Origin of the sequence: Methanoculleus receptaculi (genome assembly GCF_033472595.1) — an archaeon.
Classification (GTDB): domain Archaea; phylum Halobacteriota; class Methanomicrobia; order Methanomicrobiales; family Methanoculleaceae; genus Methanoculleus; species Methanoculleus receptaculi.
Genome location: NZ_CP137642.1, coordinates 1,773,554 through 1,799,413, shown reverse-complemented (window position 1 = coordinate 1,799,413; position 25,860 = coordinate 1,773,554). Strand labels below are relative to the sequence as shown.

General features: G+C 59.7%; 31 protein-coding genes and 1 tRNA gene. 26 read left to right on the top strand and 6 right to left on the bottom strand.

The genetic code is table 11. From position 1 onward, the window contains the following. The first annotated feature begins 18 nt into the window (after nt 1–18). From R6Y96_RS09330 to R6Y96_RS09315, 4 genes are all read left to right on the top strand, one after another. Nucleotides 19–1,164 carry an ORC1-type DNA replication protein gene (locus R6Y96_RS09330; RefSeq protein WP_318621110.1) on the top strand — a complete coding sequence of 382 codons (1,146 nt, stop codon included), beginning with the start codon at nt 19–21 and terminating at the stop codon, nt 1,162–1,164. 49 nt (nt 1,165–1,213) lie between these two features. Next, entirely contained in the window at nt 1,214–2,161 is a 948-nt protein-coding gene (gene mch / locus R6Y96_RS09325; protein ID WP_318621108.1) for a methenyltetrahydromethanopterin cyclohydrolase, read from the top strand. Between the two features lie 493 nt (nt 2,162–2,654). Then, nucleotides 2,655–2,728 (top strand) — tRNA-Val (locus R6Y96_RS09320). An 87-nt stretch (nt 2,729–2,815) separates the two neighbouring features. Beyond that, a complete protein-coding gene (locus tag R6Y96_RS09315) occupies nt 2,816–3,025 on the top strand; it encodes a TOBE domain-containing protein (RefSeq protein WP_318621106.1) in 210 nt (69 codons plus the stop codon). 308 nt (nt 3,026–3,333) lie between these two features. On the opposite strand, the gene purH is transcribed toward R6Y96_RS09315, so the two are convergent. Then, complete coding sequence (purH, locus tag R6Y96_RS09310; protein WP_318621104.1) at nt 3,334–4,821, bottom strand: bifunctional phosphoribosylaminoimidazolecarboxamide formyltransferase/IMP cyclohydrolase; 1,488 nt, start codon at nt 4,819–4,821, stop codon at nt 3,334–3,336. Nucleotides 4,822–5,060: 239 nt separating this feature from the next. On the opposite strand from purH, the gene R6Y96_RS09305 reads away from it, so the two are divergent. The 7 genes from R6Y96_RS09305 to R6Y96_RS09275 all read left to right on the top strand — a co-directional run bounded on the left by R6Y96_RS09305 (nt 5,061) and on the right by R6Y96_RS09275 (nt 11,842). Beyond that, the gene (locus R6Y96_RS09305) at nt 5,061–5,591 is read left to right on the top strand and encodes a nucleotide exchange factor GrpE (protein WP_318621102.1); all 531 of its coding nucleotides are present in this window, start codon (nt 5,061–5,063) and stop codon (nt 5,589–5,591) included. Between the two features lie 4 nt (nt 5,592–5,595). Next, a complete protein-coding gene (dnaK, locus tag R6Y96_RS09300; protein ID WP_318621101.1) occupies nt 5,596–7,401 on the top strand; it encodes a molecular chaperone DnaK in 1,806 nt (601 codons plus the stop codon). 5 nt (nt 7,402–7,406) lie between these two features. Continuing rightward, nucleotides 7,407–8,570, top strand: coding sequence for a molecular chaperone DnaJ (gene dnaJ, locus R6Y96_RS09295; protein WP_318621100.1), 1,164 nt, complete (start codon nt 7,407–7,409; stop codon nt 8,568–8,570). A 166-nt stretch (nt 8,571–8,736) separates the two neighbouring features. Next, complete coding sequence (locus R6Y96_RS09290) at nt 8,737–9,690, top strand: methyltransferase domain-containing protein (protein ID WP_318621098.1); 954 nt, start codon at nt 8,737–8,739, stop codon at nt 9,688–9,690. Between the two features lie 199 nt (nt 9,691–9,889). Continuing rightward, nucleotides 9,890–10,297 (top strand): IS200/IS605 family transposase, encoded by a 408-nt coding sequence (gene tnpA / locus R6Y96_RS09285; RefSeq protein ID WP_318621097.1) that lies wholly within the window; start codon nt 9,890–9,892, stop codon nt 10,295–10,297. Then, nucleotides 10,298–11,485, top strand: a complete 1,188-nt coding sequence (locus R6Y96_RS09280; RefSeq protein ID WP_318621095.1) for an RNA-guided endonuclease InsQ/TnpB family protein — start codon at nt 10,298–10,300, stop codon at nt 11,483–11,485. A gap of 69 nt (nt 11,486–11,554) precedes the next feature. Beyond that, nucleotides 11,555–11,842: a hypothetical protein gene (locus tag R6Y96_RS09275; protein WP_318621094.1), complete on the top strand. Its 288-nt coding sequence runs from the start codon at nt 11,555–11,557 to the stop codon at nt 11,840–11,842. Between the two features lie 173 nt (nt 11,843–12,015). Here the strand turns inward: R6Y96_RS09275 and pyrH are convergent, their stop codons facing one another. Beyond that, nucleotides 12,016–12,720 (bottom strand): UMP kinase, encoded by a 705-nt coding sequence (gene pyrH / locus R6Y96_RS09270; RefSeq protein WP_214022468.1) that lies wholly within the window; start codon nt 12,718–12,720, stop codon nt 12,016–12,018. A 46-nt stretch (nt 12,721–12,766) separates the two neighbouring features. Here pyrH and R6Y96_RS09265 point away from each other — a divergent pair, with 46 nt between their 5' ends. The 3 genes from R6Y96_RS09265 to R6Y96_RS09255 are packed head-to-tail and all read left to right on the top strand — an operon-like array spanning nt 12,767 to nt 14,444. Next, complete coding sequence (locus R6Y96_RS09265; protein WP_318621092.1) at nt 12,767–12,928, top strand: hypothetical protein; 162 nt, start codon at nt 12,767–12,769, stop codon at nt 12,926–12,928. Between the two features lie 30 nt (nt 12,929–12,958). Beyond that, entirely contained in the window at nt 12,959–13,972 is a 1,014-nt protein-coding gene (gene amrS / locus R6Y96_RS09260) for an AmmeMemoRadiSam system radical SAM enzyme (RefSeq protein WP_318621091.1), read from the top strand. After that, nucleotides 13,953–14,444 (top strand): Mut7-C RNAse domain-containing protein, encoded by a 492-nt coding sequence (locus tag R6Y96_RS09255; protein ID WP_318621090.1) that lies wholly within the window; start codon nt 13,953–13,955, stop codon nt 14,442–14,444. The genes amrS and R6Y96_RS09255 overlap by 20 nt, the downstream gene beginning before the upstream one ends. 219 nt (nt 14,445–14,663) lie before the next feature. Here R6Y96_RS09255 and hisH read toward each other — a convergent pair whose 3' ends face one another. Further along, nucleotides 14,664–15,272, bottom strand: a complete 609-nt coding sequence (gene hisH / locus R6Y96_RS09250; RefSeq protein WP_318621088.1) for an imidazole glycerol phosphate synthase subunit HisH — start codon at nt 15,270–15,272, stop codon at nt 14,664–14,666. Then, nucleotides 15,247–16,656 (bottom strand): phosphoadenosine phosphosulfate reductase domain-containing protein, encoded by a 1,410-nt coding sequence (locus R6Y96_RS09245; protein ID WP_318621087.1) that lies wholly within the window; start codon nt 16,654–16,656, stop codon nt 15,247–15,249. The genes hisH and R6Y96_RS09245 overlap by 26 nt, the downstream gene beginning before the upstream one ends. A 635-nt stretch (nt 16,657–17,291) precedes the next feature. Between R6Y96_RS09245 and R6Y96_RS09240 the strand changes: the two genes are divergently transcribed. Further along, a complete protein-coding gene (locus R6Y96_RS09240; RefSeq protein WP_318621086.1) occupies nt 17,292–17,612 on the top strand; it encodes a hypothetical protein in 321 nt (106 codons plus the stop codon). A gap of 357 nt (nt 17,613–17,969) precedes the next feature. On the opposite strand, the gene R6Y96_RS09235 is transcribed toward R6Y96_RS09240, so the two are convergent. Continuing rightward, nucleotides 17,970–18,209: a potassium transporter TrkG gene (locus R6Y96_RS09235; RefSeq protein WP_318621084.1), complete on the bottom strand. Its 240-nt coding sequence runs from the start codon at nt 18,207–18,209 to the stop codon at nt 17,970–17,972. 222 nt (nt 18,210–18,431) lie between these two features. Here R6Y96_RS09235 and R6Y96_RS09230 point away from each other — a divergent pair, with 222 nt between their 5' ends. Then, on the top strand, nt 18,432–20,645 hold the full coding sequence (locus R6Y96_RS09230; RefSeq protein ID WP_318621082.1) for a PAS domain S-box protein: 2,214 nt from the start codon (nt 18,432–18,434) through the stop codon (nt 20,643–20,645). Between the two features lie 77 nt (nt 20,646–20,722). On the opposite strand, the gene R6Y96_RS09225 is transcribed toward R6Y96_RS09230, so the two are convergent. Then, nucleotides 20,723–20,902: a hypothetical protein gene (locus R6Y96_RS09225; protein WP_318621080.1), complete on the bottom strand. Its 180-nt coding sequence runs from the start codon at nt 20,900–20,902 to the stop codon at nt 20,723–20,725. Between the two features lie 31 nt (nt 20,903–20,933). On the opposite strand from R6Y96_RS09225, the gene R6Y96_RS09220 reads away from it, so the two are divergent. From R6Y96_RS09220 to R6Y96_RS09175, 10 genes are all read left to right on the top strand, one after another. After that, nucleotides 20,934–21,074, top strand: coding sequence for a hypothetical protein (locus R6Y96_RS09220; RefSeq protein ID WP_292364512.1), 141 nt, complete (start codon nt 20,934–20,936; stop codon nt 21,072–21,074). 69 nt (nt 21,075–21,143) lie between these two features. Beyond that, nucleotides 21,144–21,404 carry a ferredoxin-thioredoxin reductase catalytic domain-containing protein gene (locus tag R6Y96_RS09215; RefSeq protein ID WP_318622516.1) on the top strand — a complete coding sequence of 87 codons (261 nt, stop codon included), beginning with the start codon at nt 21,144–21,146 and terminating at the stop codon, nt 21,402–21,404. Nucleotides 21,405–21,406: 2 nt separating this feature from the next. Next, nucleotides 21,407–21,589 carry a hypothetical protein gene (locus R6Y96_RS09210; RefSeq protein ID WP_318621077.1) on the top strand — a complete coding sequence of 61 codons (183 nt, stop codon included), beginning with the start codon at nt 21,407–21,409 and terminating at the stop codon, nt 21,587–21,589. A 147-nt stretch (nt 21,590–21,736) separates the two neighbouring features. Further along, nucleotides 21,737–22,816: a permease gene (locus tag R6Y96_RS09205; RefSeq protein WP_318621076.1), complete on the top strand. Its 1,080-nt coding sequence runs from the start codon at nt 21,737–21,739 to the stop codon at nt 22,814–22,816. Between the two features lie 10 nt (nt 22,817–22,826). Next, nucleotides 22,827–23,096: a hypothetical protein gene (locus tag R6Y96_RS09200; RefSeq protein ID WP_318621075.1), complete on the top strand. Its 270-nt coding sequence runs from the start codon at nt 22,827–22,829 to the stop codon at nt 23,094–23,096. Further along, the gene (locus R6Y96_RS09195) at nt 23,093–23,326 is read left to right on the top strand and encodes a thioredoxin family protein (protein WP_318621074.1); all 234 of its coding nucleotides are present in this window, start codon (nt 23,093–23,095) and stop codon (nt 23,324–23,326) included. Before R6Y96_RS09200 ends, R6Y96_RS09195 begins: the two co-directional genes overlap by 4 nt. Nucleotides 23,327–23,358: 32 nt before the next feature. Continuing rightward, entirely contained in the window at nt 23,359–23,601 is a 243-nt protein-coding gene (locus R6Y96_RS09190; protein WP_318621072.1) for a thioredoxin family protein, read from the top strand. Continuing rightward, nucleotides 23,552–23,896, top strand: coding sequence for a putative zinc-binding protein (locus R6Y96_RS09185; protein WP_318621071.1), 345 nt, complete (start codon nt 23,552–23,554; stop codon nt 23,894–23,896). Before R6Y96_RS09190 ends, R6Y96_RS09185 begins: the two co-directional genes overlap by 50 nt. After that, complete coding sequence (arsB, locus tag R6Y96_RS09180; RefSeq protein ID WP_318621069.1) at nt 23,875–24,984, top strand: ACR3 family arsenite efflux transporter; 1,110 nt, start codon at nt 23,875–23,877, stop codon at nt 24,982–24,984. The genes R6Y96_RS09185 and arsB overlap by 22 nt, the downstream gene beginning before the upstream one ends. Next, entirely contained in the window at nt 24,981–25,859 is an 879-nt protein-coding gene (locus R6Y96_RS09175) for a universal stress protein (RefSeq protein ID WP_318621067.1), read from the top strand. Before arsB ends, R6Y96_RS09175 begins: the two co-directional genes overlap by 4 nt. The last annotated feature ends 1 nt before the right edge of the window (nt 25,860 follow it).

Below are 25,860 nucleotides of genomic sequence, written 5' to 3'. Positions count from 1 at the left end.
GTGGACGAGGAGTGTATAATGAAGAAGGATCTGCTCATGTGGGACGAGACGCTATTTCGCGATCCCGACGTATTCGAGATCGATTACGTTCCCGAGCAGTTCAACTTCCGTGAAGCGCAGATCCAGGAACTTGCCTTCCAGATCAGACCCGGGCTGCGTGGCGGCAGGCCGCTTAACACCATCTGCCGGGGTATCCCGGGAACAGGGAAGACTACCAGCGTCAAGAAGGTGTTTTCCGAGATCGAGGATGCAACCAGGAAACTCGTTCCCGTATACATCAATTGCCAGATCGACAACACAAGGTTTGCCATCTTCTCACAGATCTACCGCCGCGTCACCGGCCGGTCGCCACCATCCTCTGGAACCTCTTTCAAACGGGTCTTCGAAGCCCTGGCCCATTTCCTGCAGAAGGAGGACGCTGTACTGCTTGTGGCGCTCGATGACGCGAACTACCTTCTCTATGAGAAGGAGATAAACCAGGTCCTATACACCCTCCTGCGCTCGTACGAGGCCTACCCGCATGTTCGGATAGGTGTTATTGCCATAGTCAGCGATATGTCGGTCTCGCTGCAGAATGAGGTCGATGTACGTGTGGCGTCGGTCTTCCGGCCGACTGAGATATACTTCCCTCCCTACTCAGCGGCGGAAGTCCATGATATCCTCAAGGAACGGGTTATTCAGGGATTTTACCCGAACGTCCTCAGCCAGAAGATGCTGGATCTCGTTGTCGAGCAGACCCTCAAGAGCGGCGACCTTCGTGTCGGGATCGATCTACTCAAGCGTGCTGCACTGAACGCCGAGCGGGATGCGCGCAGGTCGATCGAGGAGGAGGATATCTGCAAGGCATACGAGGTTTCCAGGTATCTTCACCTTGCGTTCTCGCTTCGGGCGCTCAAAGCCGAGGAGCGTAAGGTTCTTGCCGGGATCGCGGAGATGTCGGTCCGTGAGGATGCAGAGATGAGAACTGGAGACGTCTACCGCTTCGTAAAGGAGAGGGCTGGCGTCAGTTACACCAAGTTCTACGAGATGATTCAGAAGTTCGATACCATGCGGCTCCTGAACCTTCACTATTATCGTCAGGGACGTGGGCGGACACGGCTGATCAGCCTCCGATACGACCCCGAACGCGTGCTTGAACACCTTGGAGTGGCGCAGTCGATTTAATAACTCTTATCTGTTTCACCACCGTTTGTACTCTGATGAGGTTTTCCACATGCTCAGCGTGAACGAACTTGCACTGGATATTTTTGAGGAACTTTTCGAATACGCCGAGGAGTTCTGTGCCGTCCCGCACGAACTTGACAACGGTGCACGGATAGTCGACTGCGGGGTCAGCACTTCAGGTGGCTACCTGGCAGGGCGAAGGTTTATCGAGATCTGTATGGGCGGGCTCGGTGAGGTTGACATCGCGATGGGCCGGATCAGGGATGTTCCTCTCCCATTCATAGAGGTCAGCACCGATTTCCCGGCGATTGCGTGCCTTGGGGCACAGAAGGCTGGCTGGACGATCAATGTCAACAAGTACTTCGCCATGGGTAGCGGTCCTGCAAGGGCGCTCTCTCTCAAGCCGCGCCACACCTATGAGGTCATTGATTACGAGGATGAGTTCGATTATGCGGTCATCTGTCTTGAGAGCGACCATCTTCCAAACGCCGGCGTGATGGAGCATATCGCCGATGCGTGCAACGTGGATGTGGCCAACACCTGTGCGGTCGTTGCCCCAACGGCATCGCTTGTCGGTTCAATCCAGGTTGCGGGCCGGTGTGTCGAGACGGCGGTCTACAAGTTGAACGAACTCGGGTTCGATGCAAAGAAGATCACCGCGGGTATCGGGCATGCACCGATCGCACCTGTAAAGAAGGATGGCACAAAAGCGATGGGCAGCACCAACGACGCAACGATCTACTATGGCAGCATCATGCTGACGATGAAGGCACCGGAGATCAAGGATTATCTCGAGAAGATCCCGAGCAATAAGTCCAGGGGTTACGGAAAACCGTTCTATGAGATCTTTAAGGAGGCAGACTTCGACTTCTACCAGATCGACACCTCGCTCTTCTCGCCGGCAGAGGTGGTCATAAACGAACTATCTGAGGGTGCTGTCTACCATGTTGGGGCTGTCAACCCCGAGGTTACCCTGAAGTCGTTTGGGTTCCTTTAAAACACTTTTTTTCTATCTCCAGCGTCCTTTTTTGGGCTATTGAACCGATACTTCCAGGCTGTGCCGGGTTTTGATTAACCCTTGCCGGGGCGTTCCCAGGAGGTCTGTGAATTACCGCTGACAGAACCACCATCTGCCGGTAGCCCTGGGGTTTTTGCGAGAGCAGGATGTGGGGAGCTGGTCGGCGAAAGGCGTTCAATGCGAGTGATTTGAGAGCACCGGTGAACTTGCTTGAGGATCGACGGGCATACTAAAAGGAAAAAAGTTGAGATTCTACAGTCCGGGTCGTTGATTTGATCGCTTCTTTTTTAAGACCGGCTTTTACCATCAGGAGGGCTTGCGGCCGCCCGCCCCGCAGATTTGAGGCGGCCCTTTATGCGGTGCTGTGGTCCCCCATTCCGGGGTTGATACAAACCATGCCCGCCCCCCCCCGGGAATTCCGGCGGGCAACACGTTTATCCATCAAGGCGCAAAATACTCTAAGGCATCCACGGGGCCTGTGGTCTAGCTGGTCATGACGTTGCCCTTACACGGCAAAGATCTCCGGTTCGAATCCGGACAGGCCCATGATTTGGTTTTCAGGCTCTTTTTAGGCAAATCAGCGCGATCGATACCTATATGGGAGAGAATGGGCCATCCTGTGCTGTGAGTGGCATGAAGTTGAGTGCGCGAAACCAGATTCCAGGAAAGATAAAGTCCATCACCGAGGGTGTTGTCACCGCCGAGGTTGTCATCGAACTGGACGGCGGCGGCGACCTAGTCTCGGTCATTACCAGAAAATCCGTCGAGAGCCTTGGGCTTGCCGTCGGCAAGAGAGTATATGCGGTGGTAAAGTCAACTGAGGTCATGGTTGCCATCGACTGATAACCGGACGTTCATCTGTGGTCGGTGGAGATCCCGGGCACTGAGGCCATCAAACCAGCAGATTCAGTCTCTGCCCGGATATCATGGCCCTCAAAGCGCGGCCTCTCCTCCATCAGATATTTTCTTGCCCATCTCCTCTACATTATGCAAAACCCTCTTTTGAATTGCATCGCTCATGAAAAACATCCTCTTTTCTGGACATATCAGGTAGGTCAGGGTAAGCCATCCAGGGGCATCGAGCGTCTGGCAGGTCTCCAGCCGGATGCGGTAAAAGGATGTAAATAACACACTGACGACAAAAAAGGTTTTTAGTGCCTGAAGTGGCGAACCCCGGTGAAGATCATCGCGACGTTGAGCCTGTTCGCCGCGTCGATGACCTCCTGGTCGCGGATGGACCCTCCAGGCTGGACGAGCGCGGTCGCCCCTGCCGCCGCTGCAACCTCCAGCGTATCGGGGAACGGGAGGAATGCATCTGATGCCACCGCCGATCCCGCAAGGGATTTTCGGGCCTTCCTGACCGCGATCTCCGCTGACTCGACGCGGTTCATCTGCCCGGCTCCGATCCCGATGACCGCTTTCTCGTCGGCGAATATGATGGCGTTGCTCTTCGTGTGTTTGCAGACCTTCCAGGCGAGTTCCATTGCCATCATCTCATGGGCCGTTGGTTCCCGCTCCGTCACGACACGCCAGTCCTCCCGGTATGGTTCTGTGCGCTGGACCAGGACGCCGCCATCGATGCTCCGGATCTCATCGTGGATGATAGGGTCGGGAAGCCGGAGCACCCGCATATTTTCCTTGGCCTTCATAATCTCAAGCGCGCCAGTGGTGTAGGATGGAGCGATCAGAACTTCGACGAACGTCTTTGTTATCTCGCGGGCAACATCCTCCGTCACCTCCCGGTTCACGGCGACGATCGAACCATAGGCTGAGACTGGATCAACCTCCCGTGCGGCGATATAAGTCTCAAGGAGTCCGTTCCCGATAGCCACACCACAGGGGTTGTTGTGCTTGACTATGACAGCAGCACACCCATCATTAAACTCCCGGAGCAGCCCGACCGCTGCATGAACGTCCAGATAGTTGTTGTAGGACATCTGCCTGCCCTGGAGCGGCTCTTCGCCGGCGATACCCCCCTCCCCGTAGACCGCTGCCGCCTGATGGGGATTTTCGCCGTAACGCAGCGTTCTACCTTCCCTGTGTTGGAGAGTGAGAATCGTCGGGAATGGCTGGCCGATGCCGGTGAAGTAGTTTGAGATCGCGCCATCGTAGGCTGCGGTTCGGGCAAACGCCTTTGCAGCGAGGTTCAGGCGCTCTTCGGCTGTGAATCCGCCTCTCCTGATGGCCTCTGCAACTTTGTCGTAATCAGCGGGATCCACCACCACGGCAACGTATCTGTGGTTCTTTGCCGCCGCCCGCACCATCGCCGGGCCGCCGATATCGATGTACTCGATCACCTTATCGATCGGGAGCCCCTTCCCGCTCATAGCCTCGAAGGGATAGAGGTTCACCACGACGAGGTCGATAGGCTCTATGCCGTGTTCCTGCATCTGAGCGTCGTCGATACCCCGGCGTCCCAGGATCCCGCCGTGAATCTTTGGATGGAGGGTCTTGACCCTGCCGTCCATCATTTCGGGAGAACCGGTATAGGTGGATACATCGGTGAATGGGACCCCCGCCTTATCCAGCGCTGCCCCGGTGCCCCCGGAACTCAGGATACGATAATCGTGCTCGATGAGCACCTTTGCGAGATCGACGATGCCTGTCTTGTCCCAGACAGACAGCAGTGCCCATTTCATGGTTACACGTAAGTGAGGTGGAGAGATATACCTGGCGCTTGCCGCAAAACCGGTTGGCGAAGATGGCGACCCCGTCCCGATAGGTTTTATCTTGCAGAAGGAATCTCTGTGGATTTATGTCTGATCGTAAATCCGACAAAGGAGGGGGGGTAAATACCTGCAGCGACAGTTAGTAATATATAGAACCCCATTACAATAAATAATAAACAGAGGATACTTTTTAAAAGCAGGTTAGGCGTATGAAGGAGGATACATCCAGACGAGCTGAGGAGCAGCAGCCTATTGCAGAAAAGGCAGATGCGGCATCTCGAGAGCGTGAAGAGATGCAAACGTCATATGATGAACTGAAATCTGCATACGATGACCTTAACGACCGGTATCTCCGGCTTGCAGCAGATTTTGAGAACTACCGCAAAAGGATGGCCAGTGAACGTGAAAACCTGACGAGGCTTGCCATCGAGGATCTCGCGGTCGAGTTGCTCGAAGTTGTGGACAACTTTGAGCGGGCGGAGAAAGCCGAGGCTGGCGGTCTTGGAGAGGGTATGCAGCAGATACAAAAACTCCTTATGGGCATCCTGGAACGGCACGGTATCAAGCCTATCGAGTGCCTCAACCGACCTTTTGACCCGGAATGCCAGGAGGCTATCGCCTGCGTCCCGTCGGAGGCGGAGGAGGGCAGTGTGATCGAGGAGGTCGTTCGCGGCTACTGCATGCAGGATAAGGTCATCAGATGCGCAAAAGTTGTAGTGTCTAAAGGAAAGGAGGAATAATCACATGGTTTCAGAGAAGGTCATTGGCATCGATCTTGGAACAACCAACTCATGCATGGCGATCATGGAAGGCGGTCGGCCGACGGTCATCCCCAACGCGGAAGGCGGCAGGACCACCCCCTCGGTCGTGGCGTTCACAAAAGACGGTGAGAGACTGGTCGGCAGCGCCGCAAAACGGCAGGCGATCACGAACCCCGAACGCACCATCCAGTCGATCAAACGCAGGATGGGTACAAGCGAGAAGGTCACCATCGGGGACAGAGCCTATACCCCGCAGGAGATCTCCGCGATGATCCTCCAGAAGTTGAAGGTGGATGCGGAACAGTACCTGGGTGAAAAGATTACAAAAGCGGTCATCACGGTGCCCGCCTACTTCAACGATGCCCAGCGGCAGGCGACCAAAGACGCAGGGAAGATCGCAGGCCTCGAGGTGCTCCGGATCATCAACGAACCGACCGCAAGCGCTCTTGCTTACGGCATCGATAAGGAAGAAGAGGCCACAGTGCTCGTTTACGATCTGGGTGGCGGCACCTTTGATGTATCTATCCTCCAGCTCGGGGATGGCGTATTTGAGGTCAAGGCGACCGCTGGCATAAACCATCTCGGTGGCGACGACTTTGACAGAAGGATCGTCGATTATCTGGTCGAGGAGTTCCGGAAGAAGGAAGGAATCGATCTCCGAAAAGACCGGGTTGCCATGCAGCGTCTGCGTGATGCGGCCGAGAACGCAAAGATCGAACTCTCAACCGTCCAGAAGACCAACATCAATCTCCCCTACATCACCACCACGGAGAGTGGCCCCAAATTCATGGATATCGATCTCACCCGTGCGAAGTTTGAGAGTCTCATCGCCGACCTGGTGGACTCGACCATAGGACCGGTGAAACAGGCGCTGGCCGATGCCAAACTGAGTCCGGAAGATATCGATCACGTTCTCCTTGTGGGCGGGTCGACCAGGGTTCCGCTGGTCCAGGAGACTGTGAGAAAGATCCTCAACAAGGAGCCTGACAAGGGGATCAACCCTGACGAGTGTGTTGCGCTGGGTGCTGCCATCCAGGCAGGCGTCCTCACGGGGGAGACGAAGGATGTCCTGCTCCTGGATGTGACCCCGCTCTCGCTTGGCATCGAGACGCTTGGCGGCATCGCGACGAAACTGATCGAGCGCAACACCACCATCCCGACGCGGAAAAGCCAGATCTTCTCGACCGCCGCCGATGGGCAGACATCGGTCGAGATCCATGTGGTGCAGGGCGAGCGGGCGCTCGCGAAGGATAACTTTACACTTGGCCGGTTCCAGCTGACAGGGATTCCGCCCGCACCTCGTGGCATCCCGCAGATCGAGGTAACCTTCGATATCGATGCAAACGGTATTGTCCATGTCTCTGCAAAGGACCTCGGTACCGGGAACGAGCAGTCGATCACCATCAAACCGCAGGACTCCCGTCCATCCGAAGCGGAGATCCAGCGGATGATGGACGAGGCCAGGAGGTTTGAGGAGGAGGACCGGAAGAAGCGCGAGGAGATTGAGCTGCGCAATGCCGCTGATACCGCGATCTTCACTGCGGAACGTGCGATCAGTGATGCAAAGGAGACTATCGAGGCTGCTGACAGGGATAGGATAGAGAGTGCGATCGCCGATCTCAGGAAGGCTCTTGAGGGTGACGACACCGAGGCGATCCGGCAGAAGATGGATGCCCTGACCGAAGCAGTATATGCATTCACGACAAAGGTGTATCAGCGTGCGCAGGCGGGGACTGCCGCGGGGAAGGATGACAACGTCGTCGATGCTGATTACGAAGTCAAAGAGTGAGAGGGATGGGTCCGGAAAGCTACTATGATATCCTCGGTGTTTCACGCGACGCCGACGATAAGGAGATCAGGAAAGCCTACCGGAACCTTGCACGGAAGTATCATCCAGACGTCTGTAAAGAGCCGGGGGCCGAGGAGCGTTTCAAGAAGATCAATGAGGCTTACAGCGTCCTCTCCGACCCCGGGAAACGCGCCCAGTACGACCGTATGGGACATGAGGCCTACAGCAGCGCCTCCCGCGGTTCATACTCCGGTGGTGGATATTCCAGCGGGTTCAGCGCTGACTTCTCCGGGTTCGGGGATATCTTTGAGACTTTCTTCGGCGGCGGGTTTGCAGGCGGGGGGAGACAGAATACTGGCCCGCGGCCGGGTGCGGACATCCTGGTGAAGTTGAGGATCACGCTTGAGGAAGCGGTCTTCGGGACGGAGAAGGAGGTCGAAGTAGAACATATCGAGCCCTGTCTCGAGTGCGATGGAACCGGGAGCGAGACGAAGAAGACGGTCATCTGTCCGACCTGTGGCGGCACCGGCCAGATGCGGCAGATGAGCCAGTCTCTCTTCGGGAACTTCGTACGGATGAGCACATGCAGCACCTGCAATGGCCGGGGGAGGGTCCCGGAGACGCGGTGCAGGACATGCAACGGCACCGGCCACCGGCGTGCCCGGCGGACGGTGAAGGTCCGGATCCCGCCGGGCGTGGATACGGGCATGCGTCTCCGGATGGAGGGCTACGGCGACTTTGGCGACTACGGTGCGCCGCCGGGCGACCTTTACGTGGAGATAACCGTCGCGCCGGACAGGGCGTTCACCCGTCGTGGCGACGACCTGGAGACCACTGTCGATATCACCCCCGCACAGGCGGCGCTGGGCTCCGAGGTGGAGGTGCAGACGATCGACGGCCGCACGGTCAGTCTCAGCGTCCCGGCCGGCGTGCAGCATGATACCCGGCTCAGGATACGCGGGGAGGGTGTGCGCTGGCAGACGAAACCCGGGGATATGCTGGTGCGGGTGAGTATCGTCATCCCCGAACGCCTGACAGACGAGGAGCGGGAGTTGTATGAGCGTCTGCTCGAGGTGGAGGGGCGCAAACCCTCTTCAATGAAGGGCGCAAAGAAGGGCAGGGGCTTTTTCCACGACGTTGTCGACCGGATGAAAGAGACGGTAAAGTGAGAGCGGTCTCTGCCGGTATCTGGTGATCCTGGTAATTCTATTGGCCCGCTCAGGACCGACTGATTCTGTTGCCATGCCCTGGCAGCATGGGTAAGATCCCCCATCGTGACCCGATCTTTTCTGCGTCTACTCCAATTTTATCTCAATCCAGCCCAATATCGTTAGGATGAAGCTGCTCTTCGAACTCTCCGGTGAGCACCCTGGTCTGCCGGTCGCGGAGCTCGAGTGCGTGGGCAGGGTGCTCTCCCGGCGGACGCAGGTTGCGGTCGCGGAATGCCCTGACCCGGAGGCTACCAGAAGACTTTCCCTGACGCACGTGGTTATGGAGTATCTCGGCGAGTGCGAACCTACGGCTGCAGCGTTTGAGGGTCTGCTTCGGGACCTTGGCATCACGACCACACGACCGTTTGCCGGCAGGGTGAAGACCGTTCAGGGGGCGCGTATGGACATATCTAGCCTTGAGGCCGAGCGACTGATCGGGAGCCTGATCACCGGGCCGGTCTCGCTGCGCAACCCCGTCGAAGAGTACCGTGCCATCGTCTCCGGTGATCGCTGTTACTTCGGCCGCGTAATTTTCAGGATCGACCGAGGGGCGTTTGAGGCCCGGAACCCCACGCGTCGGCCGTTCTTCCACCCTGGCGTGATGATGCCCCGGATAGCCAGGGCGCTCGTCAATATATCTCTTGTTGCGCCAGGTGAGCGGCTCTTTGACCCTTTCTGCGGCACAGGCGGGATCCTCCTTGAGGCGAGGGAGGTAGGTGCCAGTATACTTGGGAGTGACTTCGACCCCGAGATGATCGAGGGCTGCAGGCGCAACCTCCCTTGCCAGGATGTGATGGTTGCAGATGCCGCGGCAGTCCCCATCCGTGACAGTGCTATCGACGCCGTTGTGACAGATCTACCCTACGGCCAGTCGGTCAGGGTCCGCGCAGAGAGCATGGATCAGTTGTACGACGGGTCGCTTGCGGAGATCCGGCGTATCCTCCGGTCGGGGCGGCGCGCGGTCGTTGTGACGAACCGTGACATAACGTCTATCGCCGCCTGCTATTTCACCATCCTGCAGGAGCACGAGCAGCGGGTGCACAAGAGCCTGACTCGCCGGATCCTGGTGCTCTCCTGAGGTCGTCCCCGCCAGGATTTATGACTCAGGGGGTTGAATATTATCCGTGGAAATTAACTTGCGGGGGTGAAGGGGGCGGAGTGGGAAGTCCCCACCGTTCACGATGGGGATGAAAGCGGAGCCGCCCTTCCTTCCTGCGATAGATATATCATCTTGGGTATCATAGTATGGTATACCCAAATAATATGGTATACCCAACATGAAGTATAAACTTGATAGGTCAGCGCATTCGGTCTTTGCTCTCTATTATCATCTGGTGATAGTAGTGAAGTATCGCCGGAAAGCGTTATATTCTGACGATATTCGGGAGCGTCTGAAAGATATCGTGTGGAACCTATCGGACGAATTGGGTATAGACGTTGTTGCTCACGAACCTGCGGAAGATCACTATCATCTTCTCTTCAAGGCGACTCCGAAAACCAACCTCGTCAATGTTGTCAACGTGATCAAGGGAGTATCGGCACGGAGACTACGGCAGGAGTTCCCTGCAACGAAGAATTTGCTAGAGGGAGATTCCTTCTGGTCTCCGTCATATTTCCTTGCAACATCAGGACAGGTAAGCCTCGATGCGCTGAAAGAGTATGTTGACTCGCAGATGGAGAAGTAAATGATCGTTTCCTACAAGTACCGAGCGTATCCCGATGCAACCACTGAAGTTCGGCTGAATGCCGCGCTCGATACCTGTAGGTGGCTCTACAACAAACTTCTCGAAGAATGCAACACGGCACGAGAGAATGGAATCTCTCCGACGATGCAAGGAACGCAGGCGCGGATCGTCACGCTGAAAGAGGAGAATCCTGCACTCAAGGACGTGTACTCTAAAGTGCTCCAGATGGTCAACTACACCCTCTGGAGCAACATCGCTGCACTCTCGCAGACAAAGAAGAGAGGACGGAAGATCGGCAAACTCCGATTCAAGAGTGCAGCCCGATACCGGACGCTCAATTATAATCAGTCGGGTTTCAAGATCGATCGCGAGCATAGTTCGATTACGTTCTCGAAGATCGGAACGATTCCGTTCAACATGCACCGACCCTACACCGGGAAGGTGAAGGGTGTCCTGATCACCCGTTCCGGCGATAGATGGTATGTGATCATTCAGACAGAGCAGACAGTGTCTTCATCAAAGCGTGAAGGGCAGTCTGTCGGTATCGATCTCGGTCTGAACTCGTTTGCGGTCGATAGTGACGGTGCGGTGATCGAGAACCCCAGGTTCTATGAACATTCTCTGGGCAGGATCAAGAAGATCCAGCGGAGTCTTGCCCGGAAAAAACGGTTCTCGAAAAACTGGAAGAAGGCAAAAAGGAAACTGGAGAAGGTCTATGATCATGTCGCCAACCAGAAGAACGATTTCCTGCACAAACTCTCCCGTCAGTACGTTGACACCTATGCGACGATCTGTGTTGAAGACCTGAATATCAAGTATTTGAAAGAGAACGGCAAATCTCGCGGGCTCCGGAGAAGTATCCACAGTGCGTCGTGGGGACGATTTTATTCTTACCTCTCGTACAAGGCTGAAAGTGCTGGTACGGAACTCGTCAAAGTCGATCCCCGCGACACGACACAGATGTGTTCGAACTGCGGAAGCATCGTGAAAAAGACGCTCTCCGAGAGAGTCCACGAATGCCCATACTGTGGGTTTGTTGCCGATAGAGATTACAATGCTGCGGTAAATATCCACCGCGTGGGGATGGAACAGCCCTTTGAGCCTGTGGAGCCAAGACCTCTACATCACATCTCTGTGGTGCAAGTGTTGGCCATGAAGCAGGAAGCCCCGCCCTTCAGGGCGGGGTAGTTCACACGATACGGCCTGTATCTCGTCCGGTGGCAACTCTCGACGCCGATCCTGGCCGGGGTGCTTGCGTTGCTCGGCAGCCTTGGGGCGCTTGCCGCGACGATAATCGCCAACCTGGTGGGAGGTCTCATCTTCTTCTGGGTCGATCGGTTTATCTTCACCTCCGAGGCCCTCGCCGCACAGTGGGAGGTGAGAGACGATATCAGGTGCGTGGACTGCGGCAGGGTTGCCCGGGGTTACCGCCTCGTCAGGGCAAAGAACTACGACAGAACCAGCGACCCGGCGCCAGAGTTTCGATGTGAGGCATGCTCTAAGAAGAAGTCTGATGAACTCAAGAAACGTGGTATCGATCATTAAGAGGGGTTTGAACCTGGAAAGAGAACCCCTCCTTTGCGCTGCAGGCTCTCTCTGCGGTAATCGGGTTCGTTCTGGCGGCAAGGCAGATCATCTCCAGGTCCCTGTCTAGTTGGGTTTAGAATCCTTTTTGCTCCCACCTGACCCCTGGAGGGGAGTTTTTTCCCCCTGCGAATTCAGGCCGGCCGGGGTTCTGCACCCTCTTTTGAGACTATGGTGCCGAGAAACGCGCCCTCCGCGATCGCCCGGTAGAGGTTATCCGGTTCACGGCCGTCGATCACCAGAAGAGGGATCCCGGAGCGTTCAATAACTTTCCCGGCCACGATATCGAGAACGGTGTTGGCGCCCGCGTTCATTCTGTTTGCTGTGAGGATCTCCAGGAGTTCTCGCGGAGTGAGGCGTTCGTGCCTCACTGCACTGGCATCTTTCTTCGGGTCGGCGCTGTATATCCCGTCGATCGACGTGGCGTTGATGAGGAGATCGGCACCAACGCTCTCGGCAAGCACCGCCGATACGGCGTCAGTCGTCTGTGCAGGAGTGATCCCGCCCATGACCACGATCTTTCCGCTCAGCGCGAACTCAAGCGCCTCTGTGTAGTTCTCGGCAACACGCGGGTAGGCCGCCTCGCCGAGACCGGCGATGAGAAGACGCGCGTTCAGCCTGGTCACCATGATGCCGAGTTCGTCCGCCGCTGCCTCGCCGGCGCCAAGGCCGCGAGCGACCCCGATGTACCTGCGCGCCTCCCCGCCACCGCCGACAACAATGAACAGTCGGCATATCCCGGAGATCTTCTTCAGAACGGATACGTATCGAGCGATATTGTTCGATTCAAGCGAGGGGACCAGAATCGAGCCGCCCAGAGATATAACGATCTTCTTCATCCCACCCTATTATTACCCGGATATCACTCATATACCTGTTGTGAAGATGCTGCACTGCCCGGTCTGCAACTCAACCGATGTATGGCCGGTTACCGGAGGATACATCGGTTCTCTCTACCGCTGCAAGCGTTGCGGGTATCGCGGCGCCCTGGTTGTCGAGTATGACAGAGAGGATGGAGAGGTGGATAGGCGGCACCTCCCGCAATAACTATCATGCTTCCCGACAGGGGGAGATCATATGCATGAGGCGCGACTCTACCAGAAACTGGAGGATAACACCGTCAGGTGCTCGCTCTGCGCCCACAGGTGCACCATTAAAGATGGGAAGCATGGTATCTGCGGTGTCCGCATCAACCGCGGCGGCACGCTGTATGCCGCCACATTCGGCAAGGTGATCGCTGAAGCGGTCGATCCCATCGAGAAGAAACCGCTGTATCATTTCCTGCCGGGGAGCCTCTCTTACTCGCTTGGCAGCGTTGGCTGCAACTTCCACTGTGTGCACTGCCAGAACTGGCAGATCTCCCAGCAAACTCTGGAGATGGGAGGGTTCAGGGATATCAGCCCCGAGATGGGAGTGGAGCGGGCGATTGCGTCGGGTTCTGCAAGCATCGCCTGGACATACAATGAGCCCACCATATGGCACGAGTATCCGCTTGAGATGGGGGCGTTTGCACGGCAGAAAGGTCTTGGAACGGTCTATGTCACAAACGGCTACATCACCGAGGAGGGGTTGCGCGACCTCGCCGGTATGCTCACCGCCTTCCGTGTTGACATCAAATCGTTCTCTGATGCCTTCTACCGGAAGGTCTGCGGCGGGAGGCTTCAGCCTGTCCTGGACGCAACGTTGCTTGCAAAGGAACTCGGTATGCATATCGAGACGGTTACACTTGTCATCCCGGGCCAGAACGACTCTATGGAGGAGATGGAGGGGCTCATCCGGTGGGTGCTTGAGAACCTCGGACCCGACACGCCGATGCACTTCACCCGGTTCCACCCTGAATACAGGATGCTGGATCTCTGGCCGACACCGGTCAGGACGCTGGAGAAGATTTACGAACGGGCAAAAGAACTCGGGATCAACTACCCATACCTGGGAAACGTCGGAGGCCACCCTTACGAGAGCACCTACTGCCCATCCTGCGGAAACCTTATCATCGAGCGGGCGGGCTACGCCATACGGATACGGGGGCTTGAAGGGCATTCCTGCACGAGATGCGGGGGGCGCATCGAGTATGTCTCGGAGATCCGGTGAACGCCGTTTCCTGACCGACAGGATGCTCGGGACGCTGACGCGCTACCTCCGGTTCATGGGGTATGACACACTGTGTGCAAACGGCCTCCCCCCCGGCAGCACGCGGGAAGATTCGCTGCTGCTAGAGATCGCAACCTGTGAGGATCGTGTCCTCCTGACCCGCGATCGTGAACTCGCGCGCCGGGGCGGGGAGCAGGCGGTCTACATCGCTTCTGAAGATATCATGTCACAGATCCGGCAACTTGCCGACGCCGGTCTGATCGAGCCGGAGGTCAGGATGAGTCGCTGTTCGCTCTGCAACACGCGCCTTCGACCGGCAACGCGGCGTGAGATCCGGGAGACCCCATACGCACCGTCCTCGCCCCCGGAAAGGGAGTTCTGGTGGTGCCCAGCCTGCCGGAAACTCTACTGGATGGGGTCGCATGGGGCTCGTATTGAGCGAAGGCTGAAAGAGGTGCGCTTGGGCTCCTGAAAGCCGGGTTAGCGGGGTGCGGGGTCAGGCGCGGCTGCGGATCCTGCAAGCGCGAGGAAGACAGCAAACGCCGCGGAGGGCGAGATCATCTCCGCCTCTATCTCCATATCTCAGCCGAACGCACTCTTTTTGGTGAACACCGCTGCGGTCTATCCTGGCTGGAGCAGGGGTGCGAGGCAGAAACGGGAGTCCCGGCAGCGAGAGAGGAGTATACCTGGCCTAACAGATCTGCTCGATGAAGTTCTCCAGGATCTTCAGCCCCACCGCACCGCTCTTCTCCGGGTGGAACTGGAGACCGTATGTCTGCCCGCACCTGACCGCGGATGCAAATGGGTGGATGTAGGTGGTGCTCGCGATGACGCTCTCCGGTGCGGCCGCCGCATAGTAGGAGTGGACAAAGTAGACGTACTCCTCCTCGCGCAGCCCATCGAAGATAGGTGCCCCTGCCTGGACGCGTATGGTGTTCCAGCCCATATGCGGCACCTTCTCCCCGCCGGTCGGTATAAACCGCCTGACCTCCCCCGGCACCATCCCGAGCCCCTGGTGGAGCCCGTGCTCTTCGCTCGAGTCCATGAGCATCTGCATACCAAGACAGATCCCGAGCAGCGGCGTATCGCGAGCGGCGTTGACGACTGTCACCTGGAGATCGCCGAGCATCTCCATCCCCTCGCGAAACGCCCCCACCCCTGGGAGGACGATCCCATCTGCTGCCGTGATCTCCTCAGCATCCCCCGTTATCCTCGCCGCTGCTCCCGCCCGCTCCAGGCCCCGCAGCACGCTCCGCAGGTTGCCGAGACCGTAATCAATTATAACTATCTTCTTCTTCATCCGCATCTCCCCGTTTTCGCCACAGCCCGCGCTCGATCCAGTCGGGAGAGAGCCCCTGCCTCTCCTGCCAGCGGGCGAGTTTGCCGTGCCACATCGCCAGGAGCTCGGGGTGGGATACCCCGATGATTGCAAACGTCGCAAGGTCGCTCGAGGGGCACATGAAGCACCCGATGCGGTCGAGCCCCCGCTCGTAGAGGCGGTTGTAGGGGGCTTTCTCGCGGAAGATGTAGAGCCAGACGTGCATCGCCGTCCACTGCTGAATGGGGGCCGCCGAGAGCTGTTGCGGGACATGGGCGTTCCGCCAGACCCGCCGGCTCTGCATCCGCCGCACCGACTCGTACTTCCGCTGCCCGATGAACGAGAGGCATTCACCCCAGTGATCGCCGATCAGGCGGCCGACGGGGTGGAGTTTGCAGACCGTGCAGCACCAGCGGTCGTCGACGGCAGGCGGGCCGTTCTCATCGAACATCTTCCAGAATGCTTCTTCGTCGCAGACCCGGAGGACTTCGAGCCCGTAGCGTTCCGCCACCTCGTCCACATTCTCGCAGGTCTCCGGGAACTCGAATCCCGTGTCGGCAAAGAGGAGCGGCACCGGGCCGAGCGCCTTTAAGACGACGAGCAGGGTCGCGAGGCTGTCTTTTCCGCCGGAGTAGGAGACCGTGGGCTTCTCGGGGTTCTGCTGGGCGACCTCCCGGACGAACCGGATGCTCGCGGCTTCGTAGTCCGCGAGGACCGGTTCGTTTGCCGCGACGACGTCCTCCCACGTCGCCTCGCCCGGGACACAGACCGACTGGACGTTCTTTCGCGTCCGGACGACGAGCCCCCGGTCCATCGTCCCGGCGGTGGCCGCATCGACCTTTGCCCTGCCGACGCCGATGCACTCGCCGGCCTTCGTCAGGATGAAGACTTCATCGCCTTCGGCGACGGCGGGATCGATCGAGACGAGGCCCGGTGCGAGGACGCTTGCTCCCGAACCGCGGATGGACGTGATCGCGCCGTCGTCGACGACGACGTAGCGCTTCGTCGGCTTCAGGTAAGCCGCGGCGGCAGGGCGTGGGAGTGGCTCCCAGCGCCGCTCCTCCGGGAAGTAGCGGATCGCGCCCACGACCGCGCCGCCAAGGACGATCTCGTCCATCCGGTCCTCGGCGGGAACTTTGTTGAGGAGCGCAATGTGCCCCTCCGGTATCAGCGGCGCTCCGAAATGTTCGCTGAATATTCGGTTGACCCGCTCGACATCGTCGGGAAACGCAGGGCGTGCGTCTCCCGGCGGCGTGACGGCTACCGGGCGGGTCGGGGTGCCGCAGGCGCAGATCCCGGAGAGCACGGGGGCGTGGCAGGAGTCGCACCAGCGGAGCAGGATCTTTCCGAGGTAGAGGCGAGGCATTCTCATATCCGTTGGAGAGAAACGGATAAAAGTCTTGGTGTATTCCAACCTTCCCCGCAGCATTCCGCTTGAAACGGGAATTTGCCAGCCGGGAGGCTGTCCCTGTCCCGTGGCGGCGTCTCGCAGCCGAGGTCATCCCGAAATGCCTCTGCCGGGAGGGGGACACCCATTCGAAGACCTCCGGTCTTCTCAAGCTCCCTCCGGTCGCACCTCCCGGTCCCTCCCCCGCGTGGCGATATCCGGGGGGAAGCCGTGTCAGGAATCTTGCGCAGAATGTCACCGAATTCTCCTAGAGCGCACATAAGAGCGTTCTAAACTATGTGGATCTTCAGCCGCGAGGCACTTTTGGGACGGCTTCGCCGATATCGGCGGATGAGGCCGCGGGTATGTATCCTCCCCGGAACACGATTCTCCGGGTGCGTCGGGGGGTGGGATGCGTACCATTAAATATATCCTCTGTCTCATAGTATTGTCATGTTCAATCATGTAGAATTGTGGCCGCTGCATTCGCATCGGCGTGTCACCGATTCTACGCTGGTGAAAGGAGATCCACCATATGTGCCGGGTGATTTCCGTGACCCCCGTCTGCCGGCCGCTTCCGGTGAGCACCGGACGGCCTGCAGGGGGTGAAAGATATGCATGAGAGCAGGGGTGCAAAAAAGGCGTCATTGCGCGTTGCAGGAAAATCGCTCCGAAAGACCGAGGTCCTGGGACTGCTCATTTTCAGCCTCATGGCGGTCGTCATGCTTGCGGTCGGTGCCGCGCTCTTCTGTGACTGGCTCGCCGAACCGGGATCGGCGCCTGCGGGGACACCGGCCGAGCTCGGGCCGATAACGGGAGGCCTCGCGGTTGCCGGCGCGATCCCGGTTGTGGCCCTCGTGATAGGTGTCGAGGTGATCGGGGGACTCTCGCTGATCGCGCTCTATATGCTCTCCGGCATCAGGCGCGGGGCGTAAAGCTCCCGGCCCCCCGGCCCTTCCCGCGCTCAAGCGCCCTTTCGATCCCTTCATGGCCGGAGAACGACAAAAACGTATAATTTCTCCTGAATCCTGGAAAAAGTGGCTGAGTGGACATAAAATTTATATCATGGCCGGTTAACATCAGATCTATCCCTCCTCGGGAAGGAGGTGTGTCACTCATGGCAAAGGAGAACAAGCCTCAGGGTAAGAAGCAGGAGAAGAAGGCGGAGAAGGTTCAGGACAAGGGCAGGAAGAACTAGGCCCCCAACCATTACACATCCTCTTTTTTGGGCCGGACATCCGGTTCGACACACTCTTCTCCCCGTTACTGCGGATCGCTCGCGACCATCGCCTTCACACCCTCCGTACCGCCCCGGCCGCCAGGGCGATGACGGGCACGATCTCCAGCCTCCCCGCCCACATAACGACGATGAAGAGCCACTTCGCCGCAGGACTCATGCCGGGATTCACGAACCCGGTGCTGATCCCGACGTTGGCCGCGGCGGAGACGACCTCGAAGATGGCGTCGGCGGAGTGGCGAGTCCGGTGCCAATCGGTTTTATCTGATAAATAATATATATGTACCCGATTCATTCCTGCCGGAACAAACAACGTCTCAACGCCGTATGTCCGGTGGACCCGGTGGAGGAACCCATGCCGCCTCAGCGGGGAGGGCCGCAGGTGCGGATGCCGCGGAGGCTTCCCCTGCAGGATGCGTAGAGGAGAGAACGAAGGTATGTGGATATCCGACTGTTGCAGGAAGTGGAGTGGTAGATGAGGAGCATATCCGATGTGTCCCCGGCAGTTCTGTTGCGGATGTTAAAGGATGCCGACCCCGCTCCTGACCCTCAGGCGTGGGAGAGGCTGAAAGCCGGCATCGATGCCCTACTCGCCGAAAACCGGGATCTTACCGCCCGGAGTGTCCGGGTAGAGCTGGAGCGCGATGCACTTCTTGCCGCCGTAGGCAGGCAGGGGATCGTTTACGACGCCGACGGCGGGGTCGTAGCGTGTCCGTGCGGCGAGAGCCGGATAGCCCGTTCGCTCTCGAGGATGCGGGATGCACCGCTCCGGTATCCCGACGGCAGGCCGGTCCGGCCCGAGGACCTTCCCGGGCACCGGGCGCTCAGGGGAGAGACGCTCGAGTCCTGCCGGTTCGTCATCCCCGACTCCGGGGACGAGGAGATCCACATTACCGTATCCGCCTCGCCCATCATGATCGGGGAGACGATAACCGGTGCCGTCGTCACCTGGCAGGACGTCACCGGGGAGGAGCAGACCCGTCGCCGCCTCGCGGAGGTAAACACCCTGCTTGAGGGGCTGTTTGAGAGCCTCGGCGACATCGTCGGCATCCAGTTGCCTGACCATACGATCCTCCGCTACAACCGTGCCGGCTACGAGATGCTCGGAATGACGCCGGAGGACGTGAAAGGGCGGAAATGCTACGAACTCATCGGGCGGCCCGGGCCCTGTTCGGTCTGTGCGACGGACCTTGTGCTCGCGAGCAAAAAGCAGGAGGTCGTCGAGAAGTTCGTGCCCGAACTCGGCCGTTACCTGGAATGCCGCTCAAGCCCGATCCTCGACGAGAAAGGCGAAGTGGCGTTGATCGTCGAGCAGCTCTACGATATCACCGACCGGAAGCGTGCCGAGGAGGAGCGCCGGGAGAGCGAGGCGACGGCCCGCGCTCTCCTCGACGCTCCCGAAGAGACGATCGTTCTCCTTGATGCGGAAGGCCGGATCATCGACGTCAACGAGACGGCGACCCGGTGGTTTGCGCTCTCCCGTGAGGACCTCATCGGCATGAATATGTCCGAATTCTTCCCGCCGGACGTGGCGGAGACGTACGCGGCCCGCCTCCGCGAGGTTGCCGGGACGGGCAGGGCCGCGCGGTTCGAAGATACATGGGAAGGGCGCCTGTACGACGCCGTTCTCTACCCGGTCGGGAACGCAAACGGTGCCGTCGCCCGGATCGCGGTCATTACGAGGGATATCACCGATGTGAAGCGGGCGGAAGATGCCCTGCGGAAGCGGACGCAGGACCTGAACAAACGGATTGGTGAACTCTCGGCCCTTTATGAGATATCACGGATCATCGAACGGCCGGGAATCACGCTTGATGGGATCTTACGCGAAGCCGTTCAGGTGCTCCCTTCCGGCTGGCAGTACCCGGAGGATACCGTCGCCAGGATCACGGTCCGTGGGCGCGAGTACAGGGCGGAGCGGTTCCGGGAGACGCCCTGGCGGCAGGCGTCTCCGATTGTCGTCAACGCCGAGACGGTCGGCATGGTGGTGGTCTGCTACCTCCGCGAGAGGCCCCGGGAGGACGAAGGCCCGTTCCTCGCCGAAGAGCGGTCGCTGATTGATACCATCGCCGGACGCCTTGGAAGAATGATGGAGCGATTCCAGGCACGGGAGTCCCTCGAAAAGAGCGAATCACAGTTCCGGGAGATCACGCAGCAGAGTTTCGATATGATCTACACCTGCTACCACGAGGGCGGGATCGCCTACATCTCCCCGGCGGTGATGAGGATCCTCGGCTATACCCCGGACGAACTCATCGGCCGCAAGTGCCGCGACTACGTCGCCCCCTCGTCCCTCCCCGTGTGGGAAGAGGGACGGAAGAGGATAGCCCGGGGCGAGCCGGTCGAGGGGCTCGAGATTGTGTTCCGCCGCAAAGACGGATCCGTGGCGTTCCTCGAGCTGAACGAATCCCCGATCGTCCGCGACCGGTCGGTGATCGGGGTTCACGTGGTCGGCAGGGACATCACCGAGCGCAAGCAGAACGAGCAGCTCCGGCAGCAGGCGTTCGAGCAGATCGAGCGGAACATCGAGCAGTTCGCGATCCTCGGCGACCACATCCGCCAGCCGCTCCAGGTGATCCTCGGCATGACCGAGCTGCTTGAGGAGGGGACGGCCGTAGAGAAGATCCGGGAGCAGGTCGAGCGGATCAACAGTTACGTCCGGGAGCTCGACAGGGGCTGGATCGAGTCGAGGCAGGTCCGGGAGTACCTCAGGAAGCACGAGCTGGCGTGAGGGAAAAAGGGATATCCGGCGCAACGGTCAATATTGCACCGTGCTCCTTGCACGGAGGGGCGGCCCTGTGCCGCTCCTCAGACGGTCCACGCCGCCGCGTCATCGGTGACCCGGTAGACGATCCAGTTCCCCTGCGCCTCGCCGGCGATCAACCCCGCCACCCCCGGCGATACACCGAATGCCGCCGTGCCTGCATCTCCTTCAACTCTTTTTGGAACCAGAACCTTTATGTGATAACGTTGCCTACTTTGTTTCAAATAATGTTGAAACGGAGTGGAGCGTACCGCTATGACAGACGACACCGACAAAAACCGGAAGGAAGGCCTCGCCGGAAGGATTAAGAGGCTCCTTGCGCCGGAGAGCGACTGCGGCTGCTGCTGCGGCGGCATGAAGGTTGTGCCGAAGAAGACGGACGAGAAGAAGGAGTGACCGGAAGCGGAGCATGGCAGACGAACCGACGGCCCTGACCGAAGATGAACTGGTCGACGAGATCCGTGCCTGGGCGGAGGAGTACGCCCGCGAACACGATCTCGTGCTCAACCGGACGTACGGGTCAGAAACGCCGTCATCCGGGGGCTTGCCCGGAACCAGCTCCGTTACGGCAGACGCTACTGCCCCTGCCGCATCCGGAAAGGCGTGCCGGAAGAAGACGCGAAGATTGCCTGCCCCTGCGTCTACCACCTGGACGAGATCGCCGGCGAAGGAAAGTGCCACTGCAACCTCTTCTTCCGGAAGGATGCAGTAGGGCGGGAGGAATAGGGATGGCCGACCCGATGCTCTGGGACGGAGCGGAACTCTGGGTGCTGCTGGCGGCCGTTATCGCCTTCATGATCGGCGTGCTCCTCCTGATACGGAGGGGGAAATCGGCAGTTATAGCCGAATACAGCCGTCAACACATGCCGCCGGTGGAGGGTGAGCCGTCCGATGAGAAGCGGGAGCGGTGAGCGAATGAACACGGATATGAACGGATGCCGCTCTTTGGGGGGATCATCGGGGTCGCCGTCCCTCGCCGGCGTGGCGTTCCAGGCCCTTGCCGCCATCCGGATGAACATCCCGCATGAGAACATCGAACTGCATAAAAGGAATAGATAATGATTGACATACTCATAGGCGCTCTTGCGTCGGGGCTCGCGGCAGTGCTCGATTACCTCTCGGCACACGTCCTCACCTGCCTGGTCCCGGCGTTCTTCATCGCCGGGGCCATCGCGGCTTTCGTCAAGAAAGAGGCGATCCTGAAGTACTTCAGCCCGGACACGCCCAAACACATCTCTTACGGAATCGCATCGGTATCGGGGACGATTCTTGCCGTCTGCAGCTGCACCATCCTGCCGATATTTGCCGGCATCCTCAAGAAAGGGAGCGGCATCGGCCCCGCGACGACGTTTCTCTTTGCCGGACCGGCCATCAACATCCTCGCGATCATCTACACCGCCCGGGTGCTCGGCTTCGACCTCGGGATAGCACGGGCGGTCTTTGCGGTCGTGCTCGCCATCGTCATCGGGCTTTTTATGGCGCTGATCTTCCGGTCGACCGATATCGAGACGCTCAAGCAGAGGGCGATGGCGCCGAGCGTCGCCGGGGCGTGTGAGGAGGAGAAACCACGCTGGGTCACGCCCGCGTTCTTCGCCCTCCTGGTCGGGGTGCTGGTCTTCGGGGCGTCGCAGCTCGAGTGGGCGCTCCGGCTCGGCATCGTCTACATTCTCACGCTCGCGATCGCCGTCCTGCTCATCTACTATTACGACCGCGACGAGGTGACCGACTGGGGGCTCGAGACCTGGGACCTCACGAAGAAGATCTTTCCCATCCTGATCGGGGGAACGTTCCTCGTCGGGATCATCGCCTTCTTCCTCCCGCCCGAGACCTTCCAGCCCTTCTTCGGGAACAACTCGCTCGCGGCAAACTTCCTTGCGGCAATCGTCGGGATGATCCTCTACATGCCGACGCTGCTCGAGGTCCCGATCATCGGCACGACCTTCGGCTACTCGGCAGGCCTCATGGCCCCGGGACCGGCGCTTGCCCTCCTGCTCGCGGGCCCGACGATCAGCCTCCCCTCCGTCCTCGTCATCTCGCGGATCGCCGGGGCGAAGAAGACGGCGGCCTACGTGGCGCTGGTGGTCGTCTTCGCGACCGTCGCCGGGTTCCTGTACGGGAACGGCATGCTGCTTATCTAGGAGAGAACCCATGGAGACGAAGAAGAGAGAGAAACCCTGCTGCGCCGCCGAGGCCATGCGCCGGATCCGCCGGATCGAGGTCGGCGGGGTCGTCGTCGGGCTCGCGATGCTCGACGACATCCTGGCCGACGTCATCGAAAGCGGTATCACGGGCGAGACCGCTATCGGCGACGAACTCGTCGGGCAGGTAAAGATCTACAACTACATCCCGAAGGGAGCGGAACCGCTTTACCGGACGGCGCTCCTTGCAGAATACCAGAACGAGGTGAAGAAACAATGAAGGTTGAAGTACTCGGAACCGGCTGCGCCAGATGCAAGCGGCTCACAAAGAACGTGGAGACGGCGATCAAAGACCTCGGCATCGAGGCCGAACTCGTCAAGGTCGACGATATCACCGAGATCATGGACCGCGGCGTGATGCTGACGCCGGCGCTCGCCGTCGACGGGGAACTCAAGGTCTCCGGCCGGGTGGCCGACGTGAAAGAGATCAAGGAGATCCTGCAGGGGTGAGACCCCCTTTTCCCCGTGGAGGAAGAGGAGCGATGGTTCTGGTTGAAGTCTTCGGGACCGGCTGCGCCAAATGCAAGCGGATGCTGAAGAATGTGGAAATTGCTGTCAGGGACCTCAAGATCGATGCGGAGATCCGCAAGATCGAAGGCCTCGATGAGATGATCGAACGGGGGGTGATGCTGACGCCGGCGCTCTACGTCGACGGCGAGGCCAAGGTCGTCGGCCATGTCCCCTGCGTTGAGGATATCAAGCAGATACTGCTTGGAGAGAAGTGAGATGGCAGTGCAGCAGCCTGTAGTATGCGTCTGCGGGGGCCCCGGCGTCCCCGAAGGCGGGAAGAAACGAGTGCTCTTCCCGTGTGCTGGAGCGTCGAACACCGGCCAGATCTCGAACAGCGCCGCAGTCCAGCTGACGCTGGAGGGGTATGGCATCCTTGCCTGCACCGCCGGCGTGCCGGTCAGAGCCCCGTCGACGATGAAGAGGACGTCGAGACGGTGGTCAGCGCAGCCTGGGAGGAGTAGGGGGAGAAGTAGCGGAGATACACGCCGATGGCAGGGGAGAATGAGATGACGGGAGAAGGAAAAACCCGGCGCCTATCGACGTTCGAGAAGTACCTCACACTCTGGGTGGCGCTCTGCATCGTTGCCGGGATCCTCCTCGGCAGCACCTTCCCCGGCGTCGCGGTCGCGCTCGACGCCTTCTCGGTCTACCAGATCTCGATACCGATAGCCATCGCCCTCTTCTTCATGATCTACCCGATCATGGTGAAGATCGACTTTTCCGAAGTGCTCCGGGCCGCCAGGACCCCGAAACCCGTCGCCCTGACGCTCGTCCTGAACTGGGCGATCAAGCCCTTCACGATGTACCTCATCGCCACCTTCTTCCTCGGCTACCTCTTCGTCGACTTCCTCCCCGGTACCGAGATCCTCCCGAGCGGCGTCGAGGTCGAGCTCTGGCGGAGTTACGTCGCCGGGTGCATCCTGCTCGGCATCGCCCCCTGCACGGCGATGGTGCTGATGTGGAGCTACCTCGCACGGGGCAACGACGGCCTGACGCTCGTGATGGTCGCGATCAACTCGCTCACGATGCTCGTCCTCTACGCCCCGCTCGGCGGGTTCCTCCTCGGCGTCGCCGCAATGCCGATCCCCTGGGAGACGATCCTCCTCTCGGTCGCGGTCTACGTCGGCCTTCCCCTCGCGGCAGGCTACGTGACGCGAAAGTGGATCATCGCCCGGAAGGGCATGGCCTGGTTCGAGACCAGGTTCCTGCACTACCTGACCCCGGTGAGCATCGCCGCTCTCCTCGGCACGCTCGTCCTCCTCTTCACCTTCAAGGGCGACGTCATCATCGCAAATCCGCTCACCATCCTCTGGATCGCGATCCCGCTCTTCATCCAGACGCTCTTCATCTTCACTCTGGGCTACTTCGTCCTCGCGCGGCGGCTGAAACTCGCCTACCGCGACGCGGCGCCCGCCGGGATGATCGGGGCCTCGAACCACTTCGAGGTGGCGATCGCGACCGCGACGATCCTCTTCGGCCTCGGCTCTGGGGCGGCGCTGGCGACGGTCGTCGGGGTGCTGATCGAGGTGCCGGTGATGCTGATGCTCGTGCGGATCTGCCTCGGGACACAGGGCATGTTTGGAGGTGAGATAGAATGACAAATGGCAGAAAGCTCGGAAACGTGCTCGTGCCGCTCGACGTGGCGGAGAGCGGCGAGAAGATCCTCTCGGCGGTCGAGGAGATCGTGCGTCTCGGCGTTCAGGAGATCCGGCTCCTCCATGTGGCGAACGTGCGGGACACCCTGGCGGCCCCGGAGATCCTCGACCACGACCGGGAGGTGCTCGAGGCCTGGCGGAACCGGCTGGTCGCGTGCGGGGCTCCGTCCGTGACCGCGGAGGTGGTCAGCGGCATCCCTTCGATCGAGATCGTCGAGCGGTCGGAGCGGGACGGCTACGCGCTCATCGTCCTCGGCTCGCACGGGAGGAACCTGGTATCCCGGGTTCTCCTCGGCAGCACCACGGAAGACGTCCTCCGGAACGTGAACGACCCGGTCCTCCTCGTCCGGCTGCGGATCATCGGGACGGCCGATGAAACGACCTGCCGGCTCGCGGCCGACCGGCTCTTTGGGCGCATCCTGTACGCGACGGACTTCTCGGCGTATGCAGAGCGGTGCATCCCCTGCCTCTCGTGGATGGCCGGGGCGCACCCCGATGAGGTGATCGTCGCCCACATCCAGGACCTCCGGCATCTCGCGTACGCCTCGCCCGAAGAGATGGCGGCGTTCAACCGGCGCGACGAAGGACGGCTCGCGGCTCTGAAGCGGCAGTTCGAGGAAGCCGGGTTTGCAAACGTCGGCACCGTCCTCCGGACGGGGAATGCCATCGACGAGGTGCTCTCCCTTGCAAAGGAACGCGGCGCAACGCTTATCGTCCTGGGAGCGAAGGGACGGCACGGGATTGCAGAGCAGATCTTCGGCGGGGTGGCCGAAGCGGTCGTGCACCGGTCGGAAAGCCACGTGCTGGTGGTACGATAAT

Excerpts from the sequence above, each read along its gene's own strand:
- hisH (WP_318621088.1), bottom strand. The coding sequence starts at position 15,272 with ATGAAGAAGAAGATAGTTATAATTGATTACGGTCTCGGCAACCTGCGG.
- purH (WP_318621104.1), bottom strand. The coding sequence starts at position 4,821 with ATGAAATGGGCACTGCTGTCTGTCTGGGACAAGACAGGCATCGTCGAT.
- R6Y96_RS09240 (WP_318621086.1), top strand. The coding sequence starts at position 17,292 with ATGCATGAGAGCAGGGGTGCAAAAAAGGCGTCATTGCGCGTTGCAGGA.
- R6Y96_RS09245 (WP_318621087.1), bottom strand. The coding sequence starts at position 16,656 with ATGCCTCGCCTCTACCTCGGAAAGATCCTGCTCCGCTGGTGCGACTCC.
- mch (WP_318621108.1), top strand. The coding sequence starts at position 1,214 with ATGCTCAGCGTGAACGAACTTGCACTGGATATTTTTGAGGAACTTTTC.
- R6Y96_RS09280 (WP_318621095.1), top strand. The coding sequence starts at position 10,298 with ATGATCGTTTCCTACAAGTACCGAGCGTATCCCGATGCAACCACTGAA.
- R6Y96_RS09205 (WP_318621076.1), top strand. The coding sequence starts at position 21,737 with ATGATTGACATACTCATAGGCGCTCTTGCGTCGGGGCTCGCGGCAGTG.
- R6Y96_RS09305 (WP_318621102.1), top strand. The coding sequence starts at position 5,061 with ATGAAGGAGGATACATCCAGACGAGCTGAGGAGCAGCAGCCTATTGCA.
- dnaK (WP_318621101.1), top strand. The coding sequence starts at position 5,596 with ATGGTTTCAGAGAAGGTCATTGGCATCGATCTTGGAACAACCAACTCA.
- R6Y96_RS09255 (WP_318621090.1), top strand. The coding sequence starts at position 13,953 with ATGTCTCGGAGATCCGGTGAACGCCGTTTCCTGACCGACAGGATGCTC.
- amrS (WP_318621091.1), top strand. The coding sequence starts at position 12,959 with ATGCATGAGGCGCGACTCTACCAGAAACTGGAGGATAACACCGTCAGG.
- R6Y96_RS09190 (WP_318621072.1), top strand. The coding sequence starts at position 23,359 with ATGGTTCTGGTTGAAGTCTTCGGGACCGGCTGCGCCAAATGCAAGCGG.
- R6Y96_RS09220 (WP_292364512.1), top strand. The coding sequence starts at position 20,934 with ATGACAGACGACACCGACAAAAACCGGAAGGAAGGCCTCGCCGGAAGG.
- R6Y96_RS09265 (WP_318621092.1), top strand. The coding sequence starts at position 12,767 with ATGCTGCACTGCCCGGTCTGCAACTCAACCGATGTATGGCCGGTTACC.
- tnpA (WP_318621097.1), top strand. The coding sequence starts at position 9,890 with ATGAAGTATAAACTTGATAGGTCAGCGCATTCGGTCTTTGCTCTCTAT.
- R6Y96_RS09185 (WP_318621071.1), top strand. The coding sequence starts at position 23,552 with ATGTCCCCTGCGTTGAGGATATCAAGCAGATACTGCTTGGAGAGAAGT.
- R6Y96_RS09210 (WP_318621077.1), top strand. The coding sequence starts at position 21,407 with ATGGCCGACCCGATGCTCTGGGACGGAGCGGAACTCTGGGTGCTGCTG.
- arsB (WP_318621069.1), top strand. The coding sequence starts at position 23,875 with ATGGCAGGGGAGAATGAGATGACGGGAGAAGGAAAAACCCGGCGCCTA.
- R6Y96_RS09330 (WP_318621110.1), top strand. The coding sequence starts at position 19 with ATGAAGAAGGATCTGCTCATGTGGGACGAGACGCTATTTCGCGATCCC.
- R6Y96_RS09235 (WP_318621084.1), bottom strand. The coding sequence starts at position 18,209 with ATGAATCGGGTACATATATATTATTTATCAGATAAAACCGATTGGCAC.
- R6Y96_RS09290 (WP_318621098.1), top strand. The coding sequence starts at position 8,737 with ATGAAGCTGCTCTTCGAACTCTCCGGTGAGCACCCTGGTCTGCCGGTC.
- R6Y96_RS09175 (WP_318621067.1), top strand. The coding sequence starts at position 24,981 with ATGACAAATGGCAGAAAGCTCGGAAACGTGCTCGTGCCGCTCGACGTG.
- pyrH (WP_214022468.1), bottom strand. The coding sequence starts at position 12,720 with ATGAAGAAGATCGTTATATCTCTGGGCGGCTCGATTCTGGTCCCCTCG.
- dnaJ (WP_318621100.1), top strand. The coding sequence starts at position 7,407 with ATGGGTCCGGAAAGCTACTATGATATCCTCGGTGTTTCACGCGACGCC.
- R6Y96_RS09200 (WP_318621075.1), top strand. The coding sequence starts at position 22,827 with ATGGAGACGAAGAAGAGAGAGAAACCCTGCTGCGCCGCCGAGGCCATG.
- R6Y96_RS09315 (WP_318621106.1), top strand. The coding sequence starts at position 2,816 with ATGAAGTTGAGTGCGCGAAACCAGATTCCAGGAAAGATAAAGTCCATC.
- R6Y96_RS09195 (WP_318621074.1), top strand. The coding sequence starts at position 23,093 with ATGAAGGTTGAAGTACTCGGAACCGGCTGCGCCAGATGCAAGCGGCTC.
- R6Y96_RS09230 (WP_318621082.1), top strand. The coding sequence starts at position 18,432 with ATGTTAAAGGATGCCGACCCCGCTCCTGACCCTCAGGCGTGGGAGAGG.